The organism is Pseudomonas sp. P5_A2_2, assembly GCF_054177685.1.
Genome location: NZ_JBGCUL010000040.1, coordinates 1 through 15,261 on the forward strand (window position 1 = coordinate 1; position 15,261 = coordinate 15,261).

The following is a 15,261-nucleotide window of genomic DNA, read 5'->3' on the forward strand; positions in this document are numbered from 1 at the left end:
GCAAAACGCACCAGCGAGAACTCACTCTCGCACAGGCCCGGCTCGATGTTGCTGACCCGTACGCCCGTGCCTTGGCAAAACGCACCAGCGAGAACTCACTCTCGCACAGGCCCGGCTCGATGTTGCTGACCCGTACGCCCGTGCCTTGCAGGTCGCAGCGCAGGTTCAGGGAGAACTGTTTGACGAACGCCTTGGTCGCGCCATACACGTGGCTGCCCGGGTACGGATAGTTGCCGGCGATGGACCCCAGGTTGACGATGCCGGCACCACGACCGTGGGCGATCAGGCGTGGCAACAGCAGACGGGTGCTATACATCAGGCCTTTGACGTTGGTATCGACCATGGTGTCCCAATCGTCCAGGTCGCACTTGGGCGCCGGATCGACGCCCAGGGCCAGGCCGGCGTTGTTGATCAACCCGCGCAGTTTGGCGAAGGATGGCGGCAGATTGGCAATCGCCTCCTCCATGGCCTTGCGATCACGCACATCGAGCACCAGGCCATGGACTTCGGTCTGTTTCGACAGTTCGGCGCACAGCGCATTGAGGCGCTCTTCACGACGGCCAGTCAGCACCAGTTTCCAGCCGGCCTCGGCAAAACGACGGGCACAGGCTTCACCAAAACCGGAAGTCGCGCCGGTAATAAACAGGGTGTTGGACATCGTGTTCTCCTTGCTTCGGCTGATCGCCAGCCATTGGAATAGAAAATCAGCAGGCAGCATGCCCGGCCTTTTTCACAGCGGCAACCACCGTTCAAGCTGTTCAAAAAACACTCAATACCGGCAAACCCTCGACCAGCGTGGCCTGCAGCCATGTGCGCGCACGTTATCCACAGGCCGGTCCACAGTCTTTGGGGGCAAGTGGAAAAGCTGCAAGCCTCTATCCACAAGGCTTTGCGCGGGGTTTTAAAACTTTTTTGCTTGACCCTCAACCGCCTGCTGTGTAGCCATTGGCCATTTTCATGACTGACGGGTCAAACCCGCGATGGCGCCAAGCCAGTAACCACGGCCTTCAGGCGGGTCTTTCCAGAGTTTAGTCACAGACTTATCCACAGGCTTGTCCACGGTGATTCCGTGCACTTTCATCACGAACAAAAAGGTTGACAAAGCGGTCTTCAAGCTGCGCAAAAACTCATGATCAAAAAACAACCACACCTCTGCAAGCCACGGTTTAAAAGGCCCACAGCCAGCTACTCCCACGTTATTCACAGCCGGTTCCACAGCAAACGGGGACAAGTCAAAACTGTGACAAAACAACTATTTGCAGCGGCTTTATGTCGCGCTTTGCGAGCTTGGGAATATTGTTTTCCACAATTTCCCGGAGGCATGCCAAAAACCCTGTGGGAGCGAGCTTGCTCGCGATGACCGGGGCACAGCTTGCATCGTGGCGACTGACTCACCGCTATCGCGAGCAAGCTCGCTCCCACAGGGATTAGTGGGGTATTGGAGATATAAAAAAGCCCCGGCGATTGCGCGCCGGGGCTTGTGCATAACCACTAAAACTCAGTGCCCGCCGAGATAGGCGTTACGCACGTCCTCGTTGACCAGCAACTCCTTGCCGGTACCCGTCATGCGGATTTCGCCGTTGACCATCACGTACGCCCGGTCCGACAACCGCAGGGCGTGGTTGGCGTTCTGCTCCACCAGAAAGATGGTCATGCCGGTCTTGGCCAGTTCCCGCAGTGTCGCGAAGATCTGTTTCACCACAATCGGCGCCAGGCCCAGGCTCGGCTCATCCAGCAGCAACAACTTGGGCCGGCTCATCAGGGCCCGGGCGATGGCGAGCATTTGCTGCTCGCCGCCAGACATGGTCATCGCCCGCTGGGTACGCCGCTCTTCGAGCCGCGGGAACAGCTCGAACATGCGTTGCATGTCCTCCTTGGCGTACTTGTCACCGATAGGGATGGTGCCCATCAGCAGGTTCTCCTCGACGGTCATGTCGGGAAACACCCGCCGCCCTTCCGGCGATTGCGCGATGCCGTTGGAGGCGATGTAGTGGGACGACTTGTGGGTGATGTCCACGCCCTGATAGAGGATCTGCCCGTCCGCCGCCCGCGGCTGGCCGAAGATCGACATCAGCAGGGTCGACTTGCCGGCACCGTTGGAGCCGATCAGGCTGACGGTTTCCCCTTCCTTGATGTGCAGCGAGACTTTCTTCAGAGCCTGGATCGGCCCGTAAAACACATCCAGCTCCTTGAGTTCGAGGATGGGTTTGCTCATAGCACCACTTCCTCTTCATCGGCGCCCAGGTAGGCCGCAATCACTTTCGGGTCGTTACGAATCGCATCGGGGCCGCCCTCGGCGATGACGATGCCGTGGTCCAGCACCACGATGTGATCGGAAATGCTCATTACCATGCCCATGTCGTGTTCGATCAGCACCACGGTCAGATCGTGCTCGTCGCGCAGCAGCCGGATCATCGCGCTCAGCGCTTCGGTTTCCTGGGGGTTGAGGCCGGCGGCCGGCTCGTCGAGGCAGATGATCTGCGGACGGGTGCACATGGCACGGGCGATTTCCAGGCGGCGTTGCTGGCCGTAGGACAGTTCACCGGCCAGGCGGTTKGCGCAATCCACCAGATCCACCACCTCCAGCCAGTAGAACGCGTGGTCCAGCGCATCGCTTTCGGCCTTGCGGTAGCCCTTGGTATTGAGGATGCCGGCCAGCATGCTGCGGTTGACCCACATGTGCTGGGCCACCAGCAGGTTTTCCAGCACCGACATTTCCTTGAACAGGCGAATGTTCTGGAAGGTACGCGCCAGTCCGGCGCGGTTCACCAGGTGGGTGCCGCCGAATGCCTTGTAGAACAGCCGACTGGCGAACGATTTAGGCGACACGAAATCGGTCGGCTTGAACGATTCGCCCAGCAATTTGATGACGTTGGTCTGTTGCCCACGAATGTTGAGTTCGATCTTGCCGCCGGAGGCCTTGTAGAACCCGGTCAGGCAGTTGAACACCGTGGTTTTGCCGGCGCCGTTGGGCCCGATCAGGGCGAAGATCGAATTGCGGTGGACTTTCAGGCTGACATCGTTCAACGCCTTGATGCCGCCGAAGTGCATCATCAGCTTTTCGACACTGAGTACGACTTCGCTCATGGCGCTACTCCTTTACGCGGGGTCACACCGGTACGGCTGATCCGAATCAGGCCGCGGGGTCGCCAGATCATCATCAATACCATCAGGATGCCGAACAGCAGCACGCGGTATTCGGCGAAGCCACGCAGCAGTTCCGGGGCCACGGTCAGCACGAATGCCGCGATGACGACACCTATGGTCGAGCCCATGCCGCCGAGTACCACGATGGCAAGGATCAGTGCCGACTCAAAGAAAGTGAACGACGTCGGATTGACGAAGCCCTGGTAAGTGGCGAAGAACACTCCGGCCAGCCCGGCAGTCGAAGCACCGATGGTGAATGCCGAAAGCTTGACCAGTACGTGGTTCAGACCCATGGAGCGGCAGGCAATTTCGTCTTCGCGCAGGGCTTCCCAGGCGCGGCCGACAGGCATGCGGGTCAGGCGATGCTTGATGTGCAGCACGGCCAGGACCACCAGGAACAACACGGCGTAGATGAAGTAGTACTTCACGTCAGGGTTGTAGGCAATACCGAAGAACTCATGGAACGGCACCCCGCCTTCTTTCGCCCTTTTTCCGAACTCGATGCCGAAGAAGGTTGGCAACGGCGCTGCCATGCCATTCGGGCCGCCGGTCAGGGACAGCCAGTTATTGAGGATCAACCGAATGATTTCACCGAAGCCCAGGGTCACGATCGCCAGGTAGTCGCCGTGCAGGCGCAGCACCGGGAAACCGAGGATGCAACCGGCCAGACCGGCGGTGATCGCCGCCAGCGGCAACACCGTCCAGAAACCCAGCCCCAGGTACTGATAACCGAGCGCTAGGCCGTAGGCGCCGATGGCGTAGAACGCCACGTAACCCAGGTCGAGCAGGCCGGCCAGGCCGACCACAATGTTCAAACCCAGCCCCAGCAATACGTAGATCAGCCCGAGGATGACCACACCCAGCAGGTAGGAGTTGGAGAAAAACGGGAACACCACGGCGATGACAATCAACAGCGGGATGATCCAGCGCAACCGGGATTTGTAATCAGGCGCCAGTACATGCACCCCGGAACCTGTCGTTTCAAAGCCTTCAAGAATTCTCAGGCCCTTTGGGGTTTGCAGGAACAGRCTCAAGGCAAAACGACCGGACATGACAATTGCGACAATCCACGCCACGCGAGTGGGCTGCAAGTTGAAGCCGTAGCCGTCGAGGACGATGCCGACAATCGGGCCGAACACAATCAGGGCCACGAGGCCGGCAAGAATCGCGTCAACCAGACTTCTTTTGATATCAATGGTTTTTTTAGTGGTTGAAGACATCGCTTACACCTTCGACACAAGAGGACGGCCGAGCAGGCCTTGGGGCCGAAAGACCAGAACGAGAACCAGCAGCGAGAAGCTGAAGACGTCTTTGTAGTCCGAGTTGACCAGACCGGAGAACAGCGACTCGGAGATGCCGAGGATGATCCCGCCAAGCATGGCACCGGGCAGCGAGCCAATCCCGCCGAGCACCGCGGCGGTGAACGCCTTGATGCCGATGACGAAGCCTGCGTAGAAGTCGAACGTGCCGTAGTTCATGGTGATCAGCACGCCGGCCAGGGCCGCCATCGCTGCACCAATGATGAACACGTAGGAAATGATGCGGTCGGTGTTGATCCCCAGGATCGAGGCCATCTTGCGGTCTTGCTGGGTTGCGCGGCACATGCGGCCGAGCTTGGTGTACTTGATGACATAGGTCAGCAGGCCCATCCCGACAAACGCTGCGACCAGAATGAAGATCTTGGTGTAAGTGAGCTGGACGAAGCCGGTCCCGACTTCTACTCGCAATGCACCAGTCAACAGTGTCGGAACGCCTTGTTGGCGGGCACCCTGGGCGATCTGTGCATAGTTTTGCAGGATCAGCGAGATCCCGATGGCGCTGATCAGCGGTGCCAGTCGGGTGGAGTTACGCAGGGGTTTGTAGGCAACACGCTCGATGACCCAGCCATACACCGCCGTGACGACGATGGTGAAGATCAGGGTGCCGAGCATCAACAGAGGGAAGGATTCAATACCGAAGTATGCCAGCAGAGCCAGACTGATTGCCGCGAGGTAAGCGGAAATCATGTAAACCTCGCCGTGGGCGAAGTTGATCATGCCGATGATGCCATAGACCATTGTGTAGCCGATGGCGATCAGGCCATAGACCGACCCGAGGGTCAGGCCGTTGACCAGTTGCTGCAGGAAAATACCATCCATAACGCAATCTCACGCAATGAGAACCTGCACATGTGGCTGTGCGGTTCTTCTAAGGAAAATACAGATTTACGTCGGAGCAATGTCAGCCACGATCAGGCGGGCCACCACGGCCCCTGTGGGAGCTGGCTTGCCTGCGATAGCCGTTGAACATTCAACAAAGTTGTCGTCTGCCAGTCCGTCATCGCGAGCAAGCTCGCTCCCACAGGGGGCCCGTGGGGTTCACCCAATTGAGTCAGCCCTTACTTCTGTTTTTCCAGCTGGTGGTATTTGCCATCCTTGTCCCACTGGTAAACCACGTAGTCGGAGATTTTCASGTCGCCCTTGCTGTCCCAGGTCTTCTCGCCCATGACGGTCTTGACCGGGTTTTTCTTCAGCCAGGCAGCAGCGTCTTCGCCCTTGTTGGACTTGGCGCCATTGAAGGCTGCGGCCAGGGTCTGGACCGAAGCGTAGGCGTACAGGGTGTAGCCTTCAGGTTCGGTGCCGGCCTTGCGGAAAGCATCTACCACAGTCTTGCTGTCTGGCAGCAGACGTGGGTCGGCGCCGAAGGTCATCAGTACGCCATCAACGTTCTGCGGGCCACCGGCGGTGGTCACCAGTTCGTCAGTCACGATGCCGTCATCGGACATGAACTTGACGTCTTTGAGGCCCTGTTCACGCAGTTGCCGAACCAGTGGACCGGCTTCCGGGTGCAAGCCGCCGAAGTAGACCACGTCGGCACCGGCCGCACGGATCTTGGTGACGACGGCGCTGAAGTCTTTCTCGCCGCGGGTCAGACCCTCGTACAGCACCGGTTTCACGCCGCGTTTTTCCAGCTGAGCCTTGGTCGCATCCGCCAGGCCCTGACCGTAGGTGTCCTTGTCGTGCAGTACGGCGACTTTCTTGCCCTTGAGCACGTCGACGACATAGTCGCCAGCCACGATACCTTGCTGGTCGTCACGCCCGCACATGCGGAACATGGCACTCAGGCCGCGCTCGGTCACCTTGGGGTTGGTGGAACCCGGGGTGATCGTGATGATGCCGGCTTCGTCGTAGATCTCGGAGGCAGGGATGGTCGACGAGGAGCAGAAGTGACCTACCACACCAACGACTTTCTTTTCGGTCAGGTCCTTGGCGACTGTCACAGCCTGCTTCGGTTCGCAGGCGTCATCGCCCTTGACCAGTACGATTTTTTCCCCGTTCACGCCGCCCGCTGCGTTGACCGCATCGGCCGCCGCCTGTGCACCCTTCATGTACTGTTCGCCAAATGCCGCGTTGGCGCCCGTCATTGGTCCCGCTACGCCGATCTTGATGTCAGCCTGAGCAAACGCAGAAACACCCAGCGCAGTTGCCACTGCGAGGGCCAGAAAGCCTTTCTTGTAAAACGTCTGGGACATGAGGTGGTGCTCCATGGTTTTTTTAATTGGCACTGCGACTTCAATGAATGCTCAGAGCAAGGGCCGTGCCATCGGTTTTTTATTCTGAAAAAAGTCGCTGCTTTCTTGTTATTTCGACTGTTTCGGGCCCATTTTCATTGGGCGTGCAACCGTCTAAACCGCGGAAGGTAGAACCATTATTTTTTTGAGGCGCAACCCGCCTGCGCCATCATTGCAACCGCGGCTTTAAACGACGTGCAACCAGCCTGTAACAACGTGCGTCACCGAAGTGCACACTGCTGGTGCGGGACTGCTACAACCCGCACCACTACAGGCTAGCCGCAGATCGAAAAAGCGCCGCTTCCCACTGCAAAAATCAACCTTCAGATCACGATCCGCAGGCACTGGCCTGCGTGATACAGCGAGAATCCCGCCTCATACAGACAGCTGCGCAACCCCACCCCGGCCAATGGCTGCATGGGCGCGAAAGGAATCGGTAGCGATTGAGGATTTCCGTTACACAGGTAATCGGCGAAGGCCTTGCCGACCACCGTACCCGTGGTCACGCCCCGGCCGTTGTAGCCGGTGACTGCCACCAAACCGGGCGCCGGCTCGAACAGGCGCATCAAATGATCGGGGGTGAAAGCGATGCAACCGGTCCAGGTGCACTCCCATTCCACCGGTTTCAGGTAAGGGAAGTAATGTTGCTGCACGCGATCGGCCCAGGCCTTGAGGAACCAGGCCGGTTTCTGATTGCCATTACCCAGACTGCCAAGCAGCAGGCGACCGTCTTTATCCCGACGGATGCTGCTCAGCACTTGGCGGGTGTCCCAGGAACCCTGGCCCCCGGGCAGAATTTGCCGGGCTGCTTCCTCGGTCAGCGGCACCGAGGCCACCTGATAGTAGTAACCGGGGAAGAAATTGCGCCGCAGTTCCGTCCAGTCGCCTTCGGTGTAGGCATTGGAGGCAATCACCACTTTCTCGGCCATGACCGAGCCCTGGGCGGTTTGCACAGACCAGCGCTGACCCTGACGTTCGAGGCGGGTGACCGGGGAATGATCGAACAACTGCCCACCGAGACCGATGGCCGCTTTGGCCAGCCCCGTGGTGTAGGCCATCGGGTTGAGCGTGCCGGCGCGGCGATCGAGCAGCGCGGCGGCGATCTTTTTCGTACCAGTGGCTTGCTCGCAGGCCTGACCGGTCAACAACTCCACCGGCGCCCCGCGGCGTTTCCATTGTTCTTCACGACTGCGCAAATCGGCTTCGCCACGGGCGTTGTGCGCCATGTGCAGCGTGCCTTCGCGACGCAACTGGCAATCGATGTTGTACTTGTCCACAAGGCTGAACACCAGGGATGGCGCCGCCCCCAGCATGCAGTTGAGCTGGCTGCCGACCTCCTTGCCGAACCCGGCTTCGATCTCGTCCGGCGGAATCCACATCCCGGCGTTGACCAGCCCGACGTTACGCCCCGAACCACCATGGCCGGCGCGATGGGCCTCCAGCACACAAACGGTCTTGCCTTGCTCCAGCAGATGCACCGCCGCCGACAATCCGGTAAATCCGGCGCCGATGACGCAGACATCCACCGTGACCTCACCCTTGAGGGCCGAATTGTCCGGCCTTTGCGGCGTCAGTTTTTCCCACAGACACTCTTCGCGTAACGGCATTGCCAGACTCCAACAGAAACCCAACAAACACACAGTTCAAAATGTAGGAGTGAGCCTGCTCGCGATAGCACCAGCACATTCAACAATGATGTGACTGACAAACCGCTATCGTCGGAACGCCGCCCGGAGCCGGCTCGCTCCTACAGGGGGATCACCGTTCGACGTGAGATTTAGTCAAATGTAATACCCTGCGCCAACGGCAACTCCAGCGAATAGTTCACGGTGTTGGTCTGGCGGCGCATGTAGCCGCGCCATGCATCGGAGCCGGACTCACGACCGCCGCCGGTTTCTTTCTCGCCACCAAATGCACCACCGATTTCAGCGCCGCTCGGGCCGATATTGACGTTGGCGATGCCACAGTCGCTGCCCACCGCCGACATGAACTGCTCGGCTTCACGCACGTCGGTGGTGAAGATGCACGAGGACAGGCCTTGTGGCACAGCGTTGTTCAGGCGCAGGGCTTCCTGGAAATCGCTGTAACCGACCACGTACAGGATCGGGGCGAAGGTTTCGTGGCAGACCACATCGCTCTGCTCCGGCATTTCGACGATGGCTGGCGACACGTAGTAGGCATTCGGGAACTTGTCTTCCAACTGACGCTCACCGCCAAACACCCGGCCGCCTTCACTCAAGGCCTGCTCCAGCGCGTCCTGCATGTTTTCGAAGCTTTGTTTGTCAATCAACGGGCCGACCAGATTGCCTTCCAGCGGATGGCCGATACGCACTTTCGAGTACGCGGCTTTCAGGCGGGTGACGATTTCTTCTTTCACCGACTCATGGGCGATCAATCGACGCAGGGTGGTGCAGCGCTGACCGGCGGTGCCGACAGCGCTGAACAGGATCGCGCGAACGGCCATGTCCAGGTCGGCGCTCGGGCCGAGGATCATTGCGTTGTTGCCGCCCAGTTCCAGAATGCTGCGGGCGAAACGTGCGGCGATTTTCGGCGCCACTTCGCGGCCCATGCGGGTGCTGCCGGTGGCGCTGACCAGCGCGACACGCGGATCATCGACCAGGGCTTCGCCGGCATCGCGACCGCCAATAATCACCTGGCTCAGGTGCGGTGGCGCGTCGCTGAAATTCTTCAGTACGCGATCGAACAGCGCCTGGCAGGCCAATGCGGTCAGTGGAGTCTTTTCCGACGGTTTCCAGATCACCGGGTTGCCGCAGACCAGCGCCAGCGTGGCGTTCCAGGCCCAGACTGCGACCGGGAAGTTGAATGCGCTGATCACGCCGACGACGCCCAGCGGATGCCAGGTTTCGCGCATGTGGTGGCCAGGACGCTCGGAGGCGATGGTCAAACCGTACAACTGACGGGACAGGCCGACGGCGAAGTCGCAGATGTCGATCATTTCCTGAACTTCACCCAGGCCTTCCTGGGTGATCTTGCCGGCCTCCCAGGACACCAGCTCGCCGAGGTCGGCCTTGTATTCACGCAGGATGTCACCCAGTTGCCGCACCAGCTCGCCACGGCGCGGCGCCGGAACCTTGCGCCACAGTTCGAACGCATGATCTGCGCGACTGATGTGCTGCTCGACTTCAGCAGCGCCTTCCCAGTTCACGGCAGCGATCCTGCTGCCATCGATCGGCGAGTGCACCGGCACTTTGCCGTTCTGGTACAGGGCCGGGTTCACACCTAGACGATCAAGCAATGCGGCAACCATGGGTCACTCCTCAAGCAAAAGACAGAACACGTGCAGCCGGAAATTCACGGCTGATCAGACCTGTAGTTTTAGCTGCCCGGAGGTTACTCAACAAACGACCTTTAAGAGAGATATCATTCCGTTTATTCATGCTGTGCATTGCTGGCAATAAGAAACAAGAACCAAGGACCGCCCATGCTGAATAAACGCTACTTGCCATCGATCGCTGCGTTGCAGTGCTTCGAGGCYGTCACCCGGCATCTGAGCTTCACCCGGGCCGCCGAAGAATTGAACCTGACCCAAAGCGCCGTGAGCAAACAGGTCGCGCAACTCGAAGAGCTGTTGCAGCACCTGCTGTTTCGCCGGGTGCGCCGACGCCTGCAGATGACGCCGGCGGGCGATCTGTACCTGGTTGAGGTGCGAAAAATCCTCACGCAGGTCGAGATGTCGACCCATTACCTGCGCTCCTACGGCGGCGAAACAGAAGTCCTGCGGGTTTCGACGCCTCCCACCTTCGGCGCGCGCTGGCTGGTGCCGCGCCTGAAAGGCTGGCGCCTGCGGCACCCGTCGATCCACCTGGACCTGTGCAGCGAACAGGAAGCCGACGACCTGTTGCAAGGTCGCAGCGATCTGGCGTTCTATTTCGGCCAGGGTTCACGACCGGGCACCGAATGCCTGAAGCTGTTCGGCGAAGAGCTTGTTCCTGTATGTGCCCCGGGCAGCTTGCCTGCCCAACCGTTCACCGATCCGACGCAACTGTCCGATCTGGTACTGCTGCAAAACGCCTCCCGCCCCCAGGCCTGGCACGACTGGTTCGAGCATCAGGGCTACCACACCGAGCACAGCTACCACGGCCCGCGTTTCGAAACCTTTTACATGTGCATCCGCGCCGCCCAGGTTGGCTGCGGCGTGGCGTTGTTACCACGGTTTCTGGTGGAAGAGGAACTGGCTGACGGCAAGCTGGTCATTCCCTGGCAGCATGCAATGCCCAGCACCGATGCCTATTACCTTGCGTACCCGGAGCACTCGGCGGAAGTGCCCAAGGTGCGGGACTTTGTGAAGTGGATGCTGGAGCAGATCGATAGCCCGGATGCGGTGCAACATTAGGCCCCCTGCACAATCCCTGTGGGAGCGAGCTTGCTCGCGATGGCGTCATCACATTCAATGCTTCAATTGACTGTCAGTCCGCTATCGCGAGCAAGCTCGCTCCCACAGGGATCCGCCGCGTTCCAAGAAATCGCTGGCATTCCTTGCTACTGATATGCGCCACTAGCGCCATTGATCAATACCGCTGCAACGCTGGAGATTCCCGTTATGAGCGAGAGTGTGTTTGCCGATCGCATCGTGCAGAACCTGCTCGACACCGACTTCTACAAACTGACGATGATGCAGGCGGTGCTGCACAACTACCCGAACGTCGAAGTCGAATGGGAGTTTCGTTGCCGTAATGGTGAGGACTTGCGCCCGTACCTGGCGGAAATCCGTTTCCAGATCGAGCGCCTGGCCGAACTGAGCCTGAGTGCCGATCAATTGAGCTTCCTGGAACGCATCAGCTTCCTGAAGCCGGATTTCCTGCGTTTTCTCGGGTTGTTCCGCTTCAACCTGCGCTACATCCACACTGGCCTCGAAAACGGCGAACTGTTTATCCGCCTGCGGGGCCCCTGGCTGCATGTGATCCTGTTCGAAGTGCCGCTGCTGGCGCTGGTCAGCGAGGTGCGCAACCGCTATCGCTACCGCGAAATCGTACTGGAGCAGGCCCGCGAGCAGCTCTACCGCAAGTTCGACTGGCTGAGTGCCAACGCCAGCAGTGATGAATTGTCCGAATTGCAGGTGGCCGATTTCGGCACGCGCCGTCGCTTCTCGTATCGGGTGCAGGAAGAAGTGGTGAATGTGCTCAAGCACGATTTCCCCGGACGCTTCGTCGGCACCAGCAACGTGCACCTGTCCCGGGAGCTGGACATGAAACCGCTGGGCACCATGGCCCACGAGTGGATCATGGCGCACCAGCAACTCGGCCCGCGGCTGATCGACAGCCAGATCGCCGCACTCGATTGCTGGGTCCGCGAATACCGTGGCCTGCTGGGGATTGCCCTGACCGACTGCATCACCATTGATGCCTTCCTAGGCGATTTCGATCTGTTTTTCGCCAAGCTTTTCGACGGTTTACGCCACGACTCGGGCGATCCGGTGGTTTGGGCGGAAAAAGCCATCGCCCACTATCACAAGCTCGGCATCGACCCGATGAGCAAGACACTGACGTTCTCCGACAGTCTGACCCTGCCCAAGTCCCTGGAGATATTCCGGGCGCTGCGCGGTCGGATCAATGTCAGCTTCGGCATCGGCACCAACCTGACCTGTGATATTCCGGGTGTCGAACCGATGAGCATCGTGCTTAAAATGGCCGCCTGCAACGGCCAGCCGGTGGCGAAGATCTCCGACGAGCCAGGCAAGACACACTGCAAAGACCCGAATTTCGTCGCTTACCTGCGACACGTTTTCCAGGTTCCTGCCGCCCTTTCAAGTACATCAAGCAAGGAGTGAATTCATGCAAGCCGTACAGCGTGAGATTGCTGAACAGCTCAAGGTCCAGCCGCCATTCGCCGACGAAGCCGCCCTTGAGGCCGAAGTCGCCCGGCGGGTGACCTTCATTCAGGACTGCCTGGTCAATTCCGGGCTCAAGACCCTGGTGCTGGGCATCAGTGGCGGGGTCGACTCCCTGACCGCCGGTCTGTTGGCCCAACAGGCCGTCCGTGAACTGCGCCAGCGCAGCGGTGATGCCGCCTACAAATTCATCGCCGTGCGCCTGCCCTACGAAACCCAGTTCGATGAGCACGACGCCCAGGCTTCGGTRGATTTCATCAAGCCGGACGAACGCCACACCGTGAACATCGGCCCGGCGGTCAAAGCCCTGGCCAATGAAGTGGCGGCCTTCGAAGGCAAACATGCGGTGTCGGTGGACTTCGTGCTCGGCAACACCAAGGCGCGCATGCGCATGGTCGCCCAGTACACCATCGCCGGCGCAACCCATGGCCTGGTGATCGGCACCGATCACGCGGCGGAAGCGGTGATGGGCTTCTTCACCAAGTTCGGTGACGGCGCCTGCGACCTGGCACCGCTCAGCGGCCTGGTGAAGAACCAGGTGCGGGCGATTGCCCGCAGCTTCGGTGCGCCGGAGTCGCTGGTGGAGAAAGTCCCGACCGCCGACCTTGAGGACCTGTCGCCCGGCAAACCGGACGAAGCTTCCCACGGCGTGACCTACGCCGAGATCGACGCCTTCCTGCATGGCAACCCGGTGCGTGAAGAGGCGTTCAAGATCATTGTCGATACCTACAACAAGACCCATCACAAGCGGGTGATGCCGTTTGCGCCTTGAGGCGTGAGTGAATGAAAAAGCCCGCTGAGGAGTGATCCTCAGCGGGCTTTTTCTTTGGCCAACACATTTATTGATGCAGATGGCCCATTCGCGAGCAGGCTCACTCCTACAAGGACAGCGCAGTACCTGTAGGAGCGAGCCTGCTCGCGATGAACGATAACGCAGTGGACAGTCTTACTTCAGGGTCACGGTGCCTTTCATCATCGAGATGTGGCCCGGGAACGAGCAGAAGAAACCATACTTTTCAGCGGCATTCAGCTTGGACACATCGAAGGTCACCGAGTCTGTCTCTCCAGCGCCGATGATCTTGGTGTGAGCGATGATGCGAGCGTCGCCTTCTTTCAGGTAGTTCTTGTCGATACCGGCGCTCAGGCCGTCGGTGGCGATCGGCTGCATGTCGGCTTCTTTACTCAGCACCCAGTTATGGCCCATGACGTTCTTCGGCAAGCTGCCGGAGTGCTTGAGTTCCACGGTAAACGTCTTGCAGCTCTTGTCGATTTCAATGGCCTTCGTGTCGAAAGACATCTGGTCGGTGGAGTCGACAGTGACTTTGCACTCTGCAGCCATCAATTGGCTGCTGGCCAGTGTCAACAGGGATACCGCAACAAGTTTGGCAAACATGGTGAATCTCCAAGGCAGGGTTAACGAAATCGCGAATGAACAGAAGACTGCCTGAAAACTTCGCAAGTTCATATGACTTGAATCAAAAATTGTATACAACTTTCGGACTATGACACCGATGCAAACTATCTACCGACCAAGTGTCTGGTCCGGGCCTATCATCAGGCCGTCCCCTTCAAATGGAACGTCTGTCATGTCGATCAACAGCCTGTTGTGCAGTTTGCTCGCCGCCTACGCTTGCGGCGCCAGCGGTACGTACGAAACCCCGGAAAACCAAGTCTAGCCCTTGGAGTACCGTGCGCCTGCCTTTACTCTGTGGCCCTGAGCGAACATGGAGCAAGGCATGTCTTTAACATCCGTTTGTGTATTTTGTGGTGCCAGCACCGGCACCAACCCGGCTTACCGCGAAGCGGCCGTGGCCCTTGGCCGGGCGTTGGCCGAACGCAAGCTGACCCTCGTTTATGGCGGCGGCGCCGTGGGCTTGATGGGCATCGTCGCTGATGCGGCCCTGGCGGCCGGTGGTGAAGTGATCGGCATCATCCCGCAAAGCCTCAAGGACAAGGAAATCGGCCACAGCGGCCTGACTCGCCTGGAAGTCGTCGATGGCATGCACGCGCGCAAGGCGCGGATGGCCGAGCTCAGCGATGCCTTTATCGCACTGCCCGGTGGCCTTGGCACCCTGGAAGAGCTGTTCGAAGTCTGGACCTGGGGCCAGCTCGGCTACCACGGCAAACCGCTGGGTTTGCTGGAAGTGAACGGTTTCTACAGCAAATTGACGTCTTTTCTCGATCACATCGTCGGCGAAGGCTTCGTTCGCGAGCAGCACCGTGACATGCTGCAAGTGAGCGAATCACCGCAAACCCTGCTCGATGCCCTGGATGCCTGGCAACCGTCCATAGCGCCAAAATGGGCCGAGCAAAAACCCAGCTAACGGCTTGGCACCGATACAAGGCAGAATATGCGCCGCTCAACCTCACCTTCGACCCCAGAGGATCGCCCATGGCCAAACCCAATTATTCCTTCGCCAAACGTCAGAGAGACTTGGCCAAGGAGCAGAAGAAAGAGGAAAAGCTTCAGCGCAAGAAAGCTACAGCTGAAGAAGCGGCACTGAACCCTGAGGGTGAAGTGGCGGCAGAAGACGATGTTGATGCACCGAAAGACTCGGCGCCCGACGCCTGAGAACCTCCGGGCCGGTTGATCTGATCAGGCCCACAGGATCTGTGTCCAGGGTTGGCAGCTTTGCTGCCGACCCTCACAGGCCAGTCGAATGACTCCAAAACACCGCAATTCCCTGTGGGAGCGAGCTTGCTCGCGATAGCGTCC

General features: G+C 59.3%; 15 protein-coding genes. 5 read left to right on the forward strand and 10 right to left on the reverse strand.

Going from position 1 to position 15,261, the window contains the following annotated elements; genetic code table 11:
* From ACXRVY_RS06170 to amaB, 9 genes are all read right to left on the reverse strand, one after another.
* The coding region (locus ACXRVY_RS06170; protein ID WP_458237119.1) for an SDR family NAD(P)-dependent oxidoreductase at positions 1-658 on the reverse strand (658 nt) is incomplete at its 3' end.
* A 297-nt stretch (positions 659-955) separates the two neighbouring features.
* Positions 956-1,204 carry a hypothetical protein gene (locus ACXRVY_RS06175; protein WP_223462547.1) on the reverse strand — a complete coding sequence of 83 codons (249 nt, stop codon included), beginning with the start codon at positions 1,202-1,204 and terminating at the stop codon, positions 956-958.
* Between the two features lie 294 nt (positions 1,205-1,498).
* Entirely contained in the window at positions 1,499-2,215 is a 717-nt protein-coding gene (locus ACXRVY_RS06180; RefSeq protein WP_007991194.1) for an ABC transporter ATP-binding protein, read from the reverse strand.
* The gene (locus ACXRVY_RS06185; RefSeq protein WP_223462546.1) at positions 2,212-3,087 is read right to left on the reverse strand and encodes an ABC transporter ATP-binding protein; all 876 of its coding nucleotides are present in this window, start codon (positions 3,085-3,087) and stop codon (positions 2,212-2,214) included. The genes ACXRVY_RS06180 and ACXRVY_RS06185 overlap by 4 nt, the downstream gene beginning before the upstream one ends.
* Positions 3,084-4,367, reverse strand: coding sequence for a high-affinity branched-chain amino acid ABC transporter permease LivM (gene livM, locus ACXRVY_RS06190; protein WP_223462545.1), 1,284 nt, complete (start codon positions 4,365-4,367; stop codon positions 3,084-3,086). The genes ACXRVY_RS06185 and livM overlap by 4 nt, the downstream gene beginning before the upstream one ends.
* 3 nt (positions 4,368-4,370) lie before the next feature.
* Complete coding sequence (locus ACXRVY_RS06195; RefSeq protein WP_223462544.1) at positions 4,371-5,285, reverse strand: ABC transporter permease subunit; 915 nt, start codon at positions 5,283-5,285, stop codon at positions 4,371-4,373.
* 239 nt (positions 5,286-5,524) lie between these two features.
* Positions 5,525-6,658 carry a branched-chain amino acid ABC transporter substrate-binding protein gene (locus ACXRVY_RS06200; protein WP_458237120.1) on the reverse strand — a complete coding sequence of 378 codons (1,134 nt, stop codon included), beginning with the start codon at positions 6,656-6,658 and terminating at the stop codon, positions 5,525-5,527.
* Between the two features lie 362 nt (positions 6,659-7,020).
* Positions 7,021-8,304 (reverse strand): L-pipecolate oxidase, encoded by a 1,284-nt coding sequence (amaA, locus tag ACXRVY_RS06205; protein WP_223462542.1) that lies wholly within the window; start codon positions 8,302-8,304, stop codon positions 7,021-7,023.
* Positions 8,305-8,474: 170 nt separating this feature from the next.
* Positions 8,475-9,965 (reverse strand): L-piperidine-6-carboxylate dehydrogenase, encoded by a 1,491-nt coding sequence (amaB, locus tag ACXRVY_RS06210; protein WP_223462541.1) that lies wholly within the window; start codon positions 9,963-9,965, stop codon positions 8,475-8,477.
* A gap of 174 nt (positions 9,966-10,139) precedes the next feature.
* Here amaB and ACXRVY_RS06215 point away from each other — a divergent pair, with 174 nt between their 5' ends.
* From ACXRVY_RS06215 to nadE, 3 genes are all read left to right on the forward strand, one after another.
* Positions 10,140-11,051 (forward strand): LysR family transcriptional regulator, encoded by a 912-nt coding sequence (locus ACXRVY_RS06215; protein ID WP_223462540.1) that lies wholly within the window; start codon positions 10,140-10,142, stop codon positions 11,049-11,051.
* A gap of 207 nt (positions 11,052-11,258) precedes the next feature.
* Entirely contained in the window at positions 11,259-12,485 is a 1,227-nt protein-coding gene (gene pncB, locus ACXRVY_RS06220) for a nicotinate phosphoribosyltransferase (RefSeq protein WP_223462539.1), read from the forward strand.
* A 4-nt stretch (positions 12,486-12,489) separates the two neighbouring features.
* A complete protein-coding gene (gene nadE, locus ACXRVY_RS06225) occupies positions 12,490-13,317 on the forward strand; it encodes an ammonia-dependent NAD(+) synthetase (RefSeq protein ID WP_223462538.1) in 828 nt (275 codons plus the stop codon).
* A 174-nt stretch (positions 13,318-13,491) separates the two neighbouring features.
* Here nadE and azu read toward each other — a convergent pair whose 3' ends face one another.
* Complete coding sequence (gene azu / locus ACXRVY_RS06230; protein ID WP_223462537.1) at positions 13,492-13,938, reverse strand: azurin; 447 nt, start codon at positions 13,936-13,938, stop codon at positions 13,492-13,494.
* A 343-nt stretch (positions 13,939-14,281) separates the two neighbouring features.
* Between azu and ACXRVY_RS06235 the strand changes: the two genes are divergently transcribed.
* Together ACXRVY_RS06235 and ACXRVY_RS06240 are read left to right on the forward strand one after the other, a co-directional pair.
* Complete coding sequence (locus tag ACXRVY_RS06235) at positions 14,282-14,869, forward strand: LOG family protein (RefSeq protein WP_057712229.1); 588 nt, start codon at positions 14,282-14,284, stop codon at positions 14,867-14,869.
* Positions 14,870-14,937: 68 nt separating this feature from the next.
* On the forward strand, positions 14,938-15,117 hold the full coding sequence (locus ACXRVY_RS06240) for a hypothetical protein (RefSeq protein ID WP_007973286.1): 180 nt from the start codon (positions 14,938-14,940) through the stop codon (positions 15,115-15,117).
* The last annotated feature ends 144 nt before the right edge of the window (positions 15,118-15,261 follow it).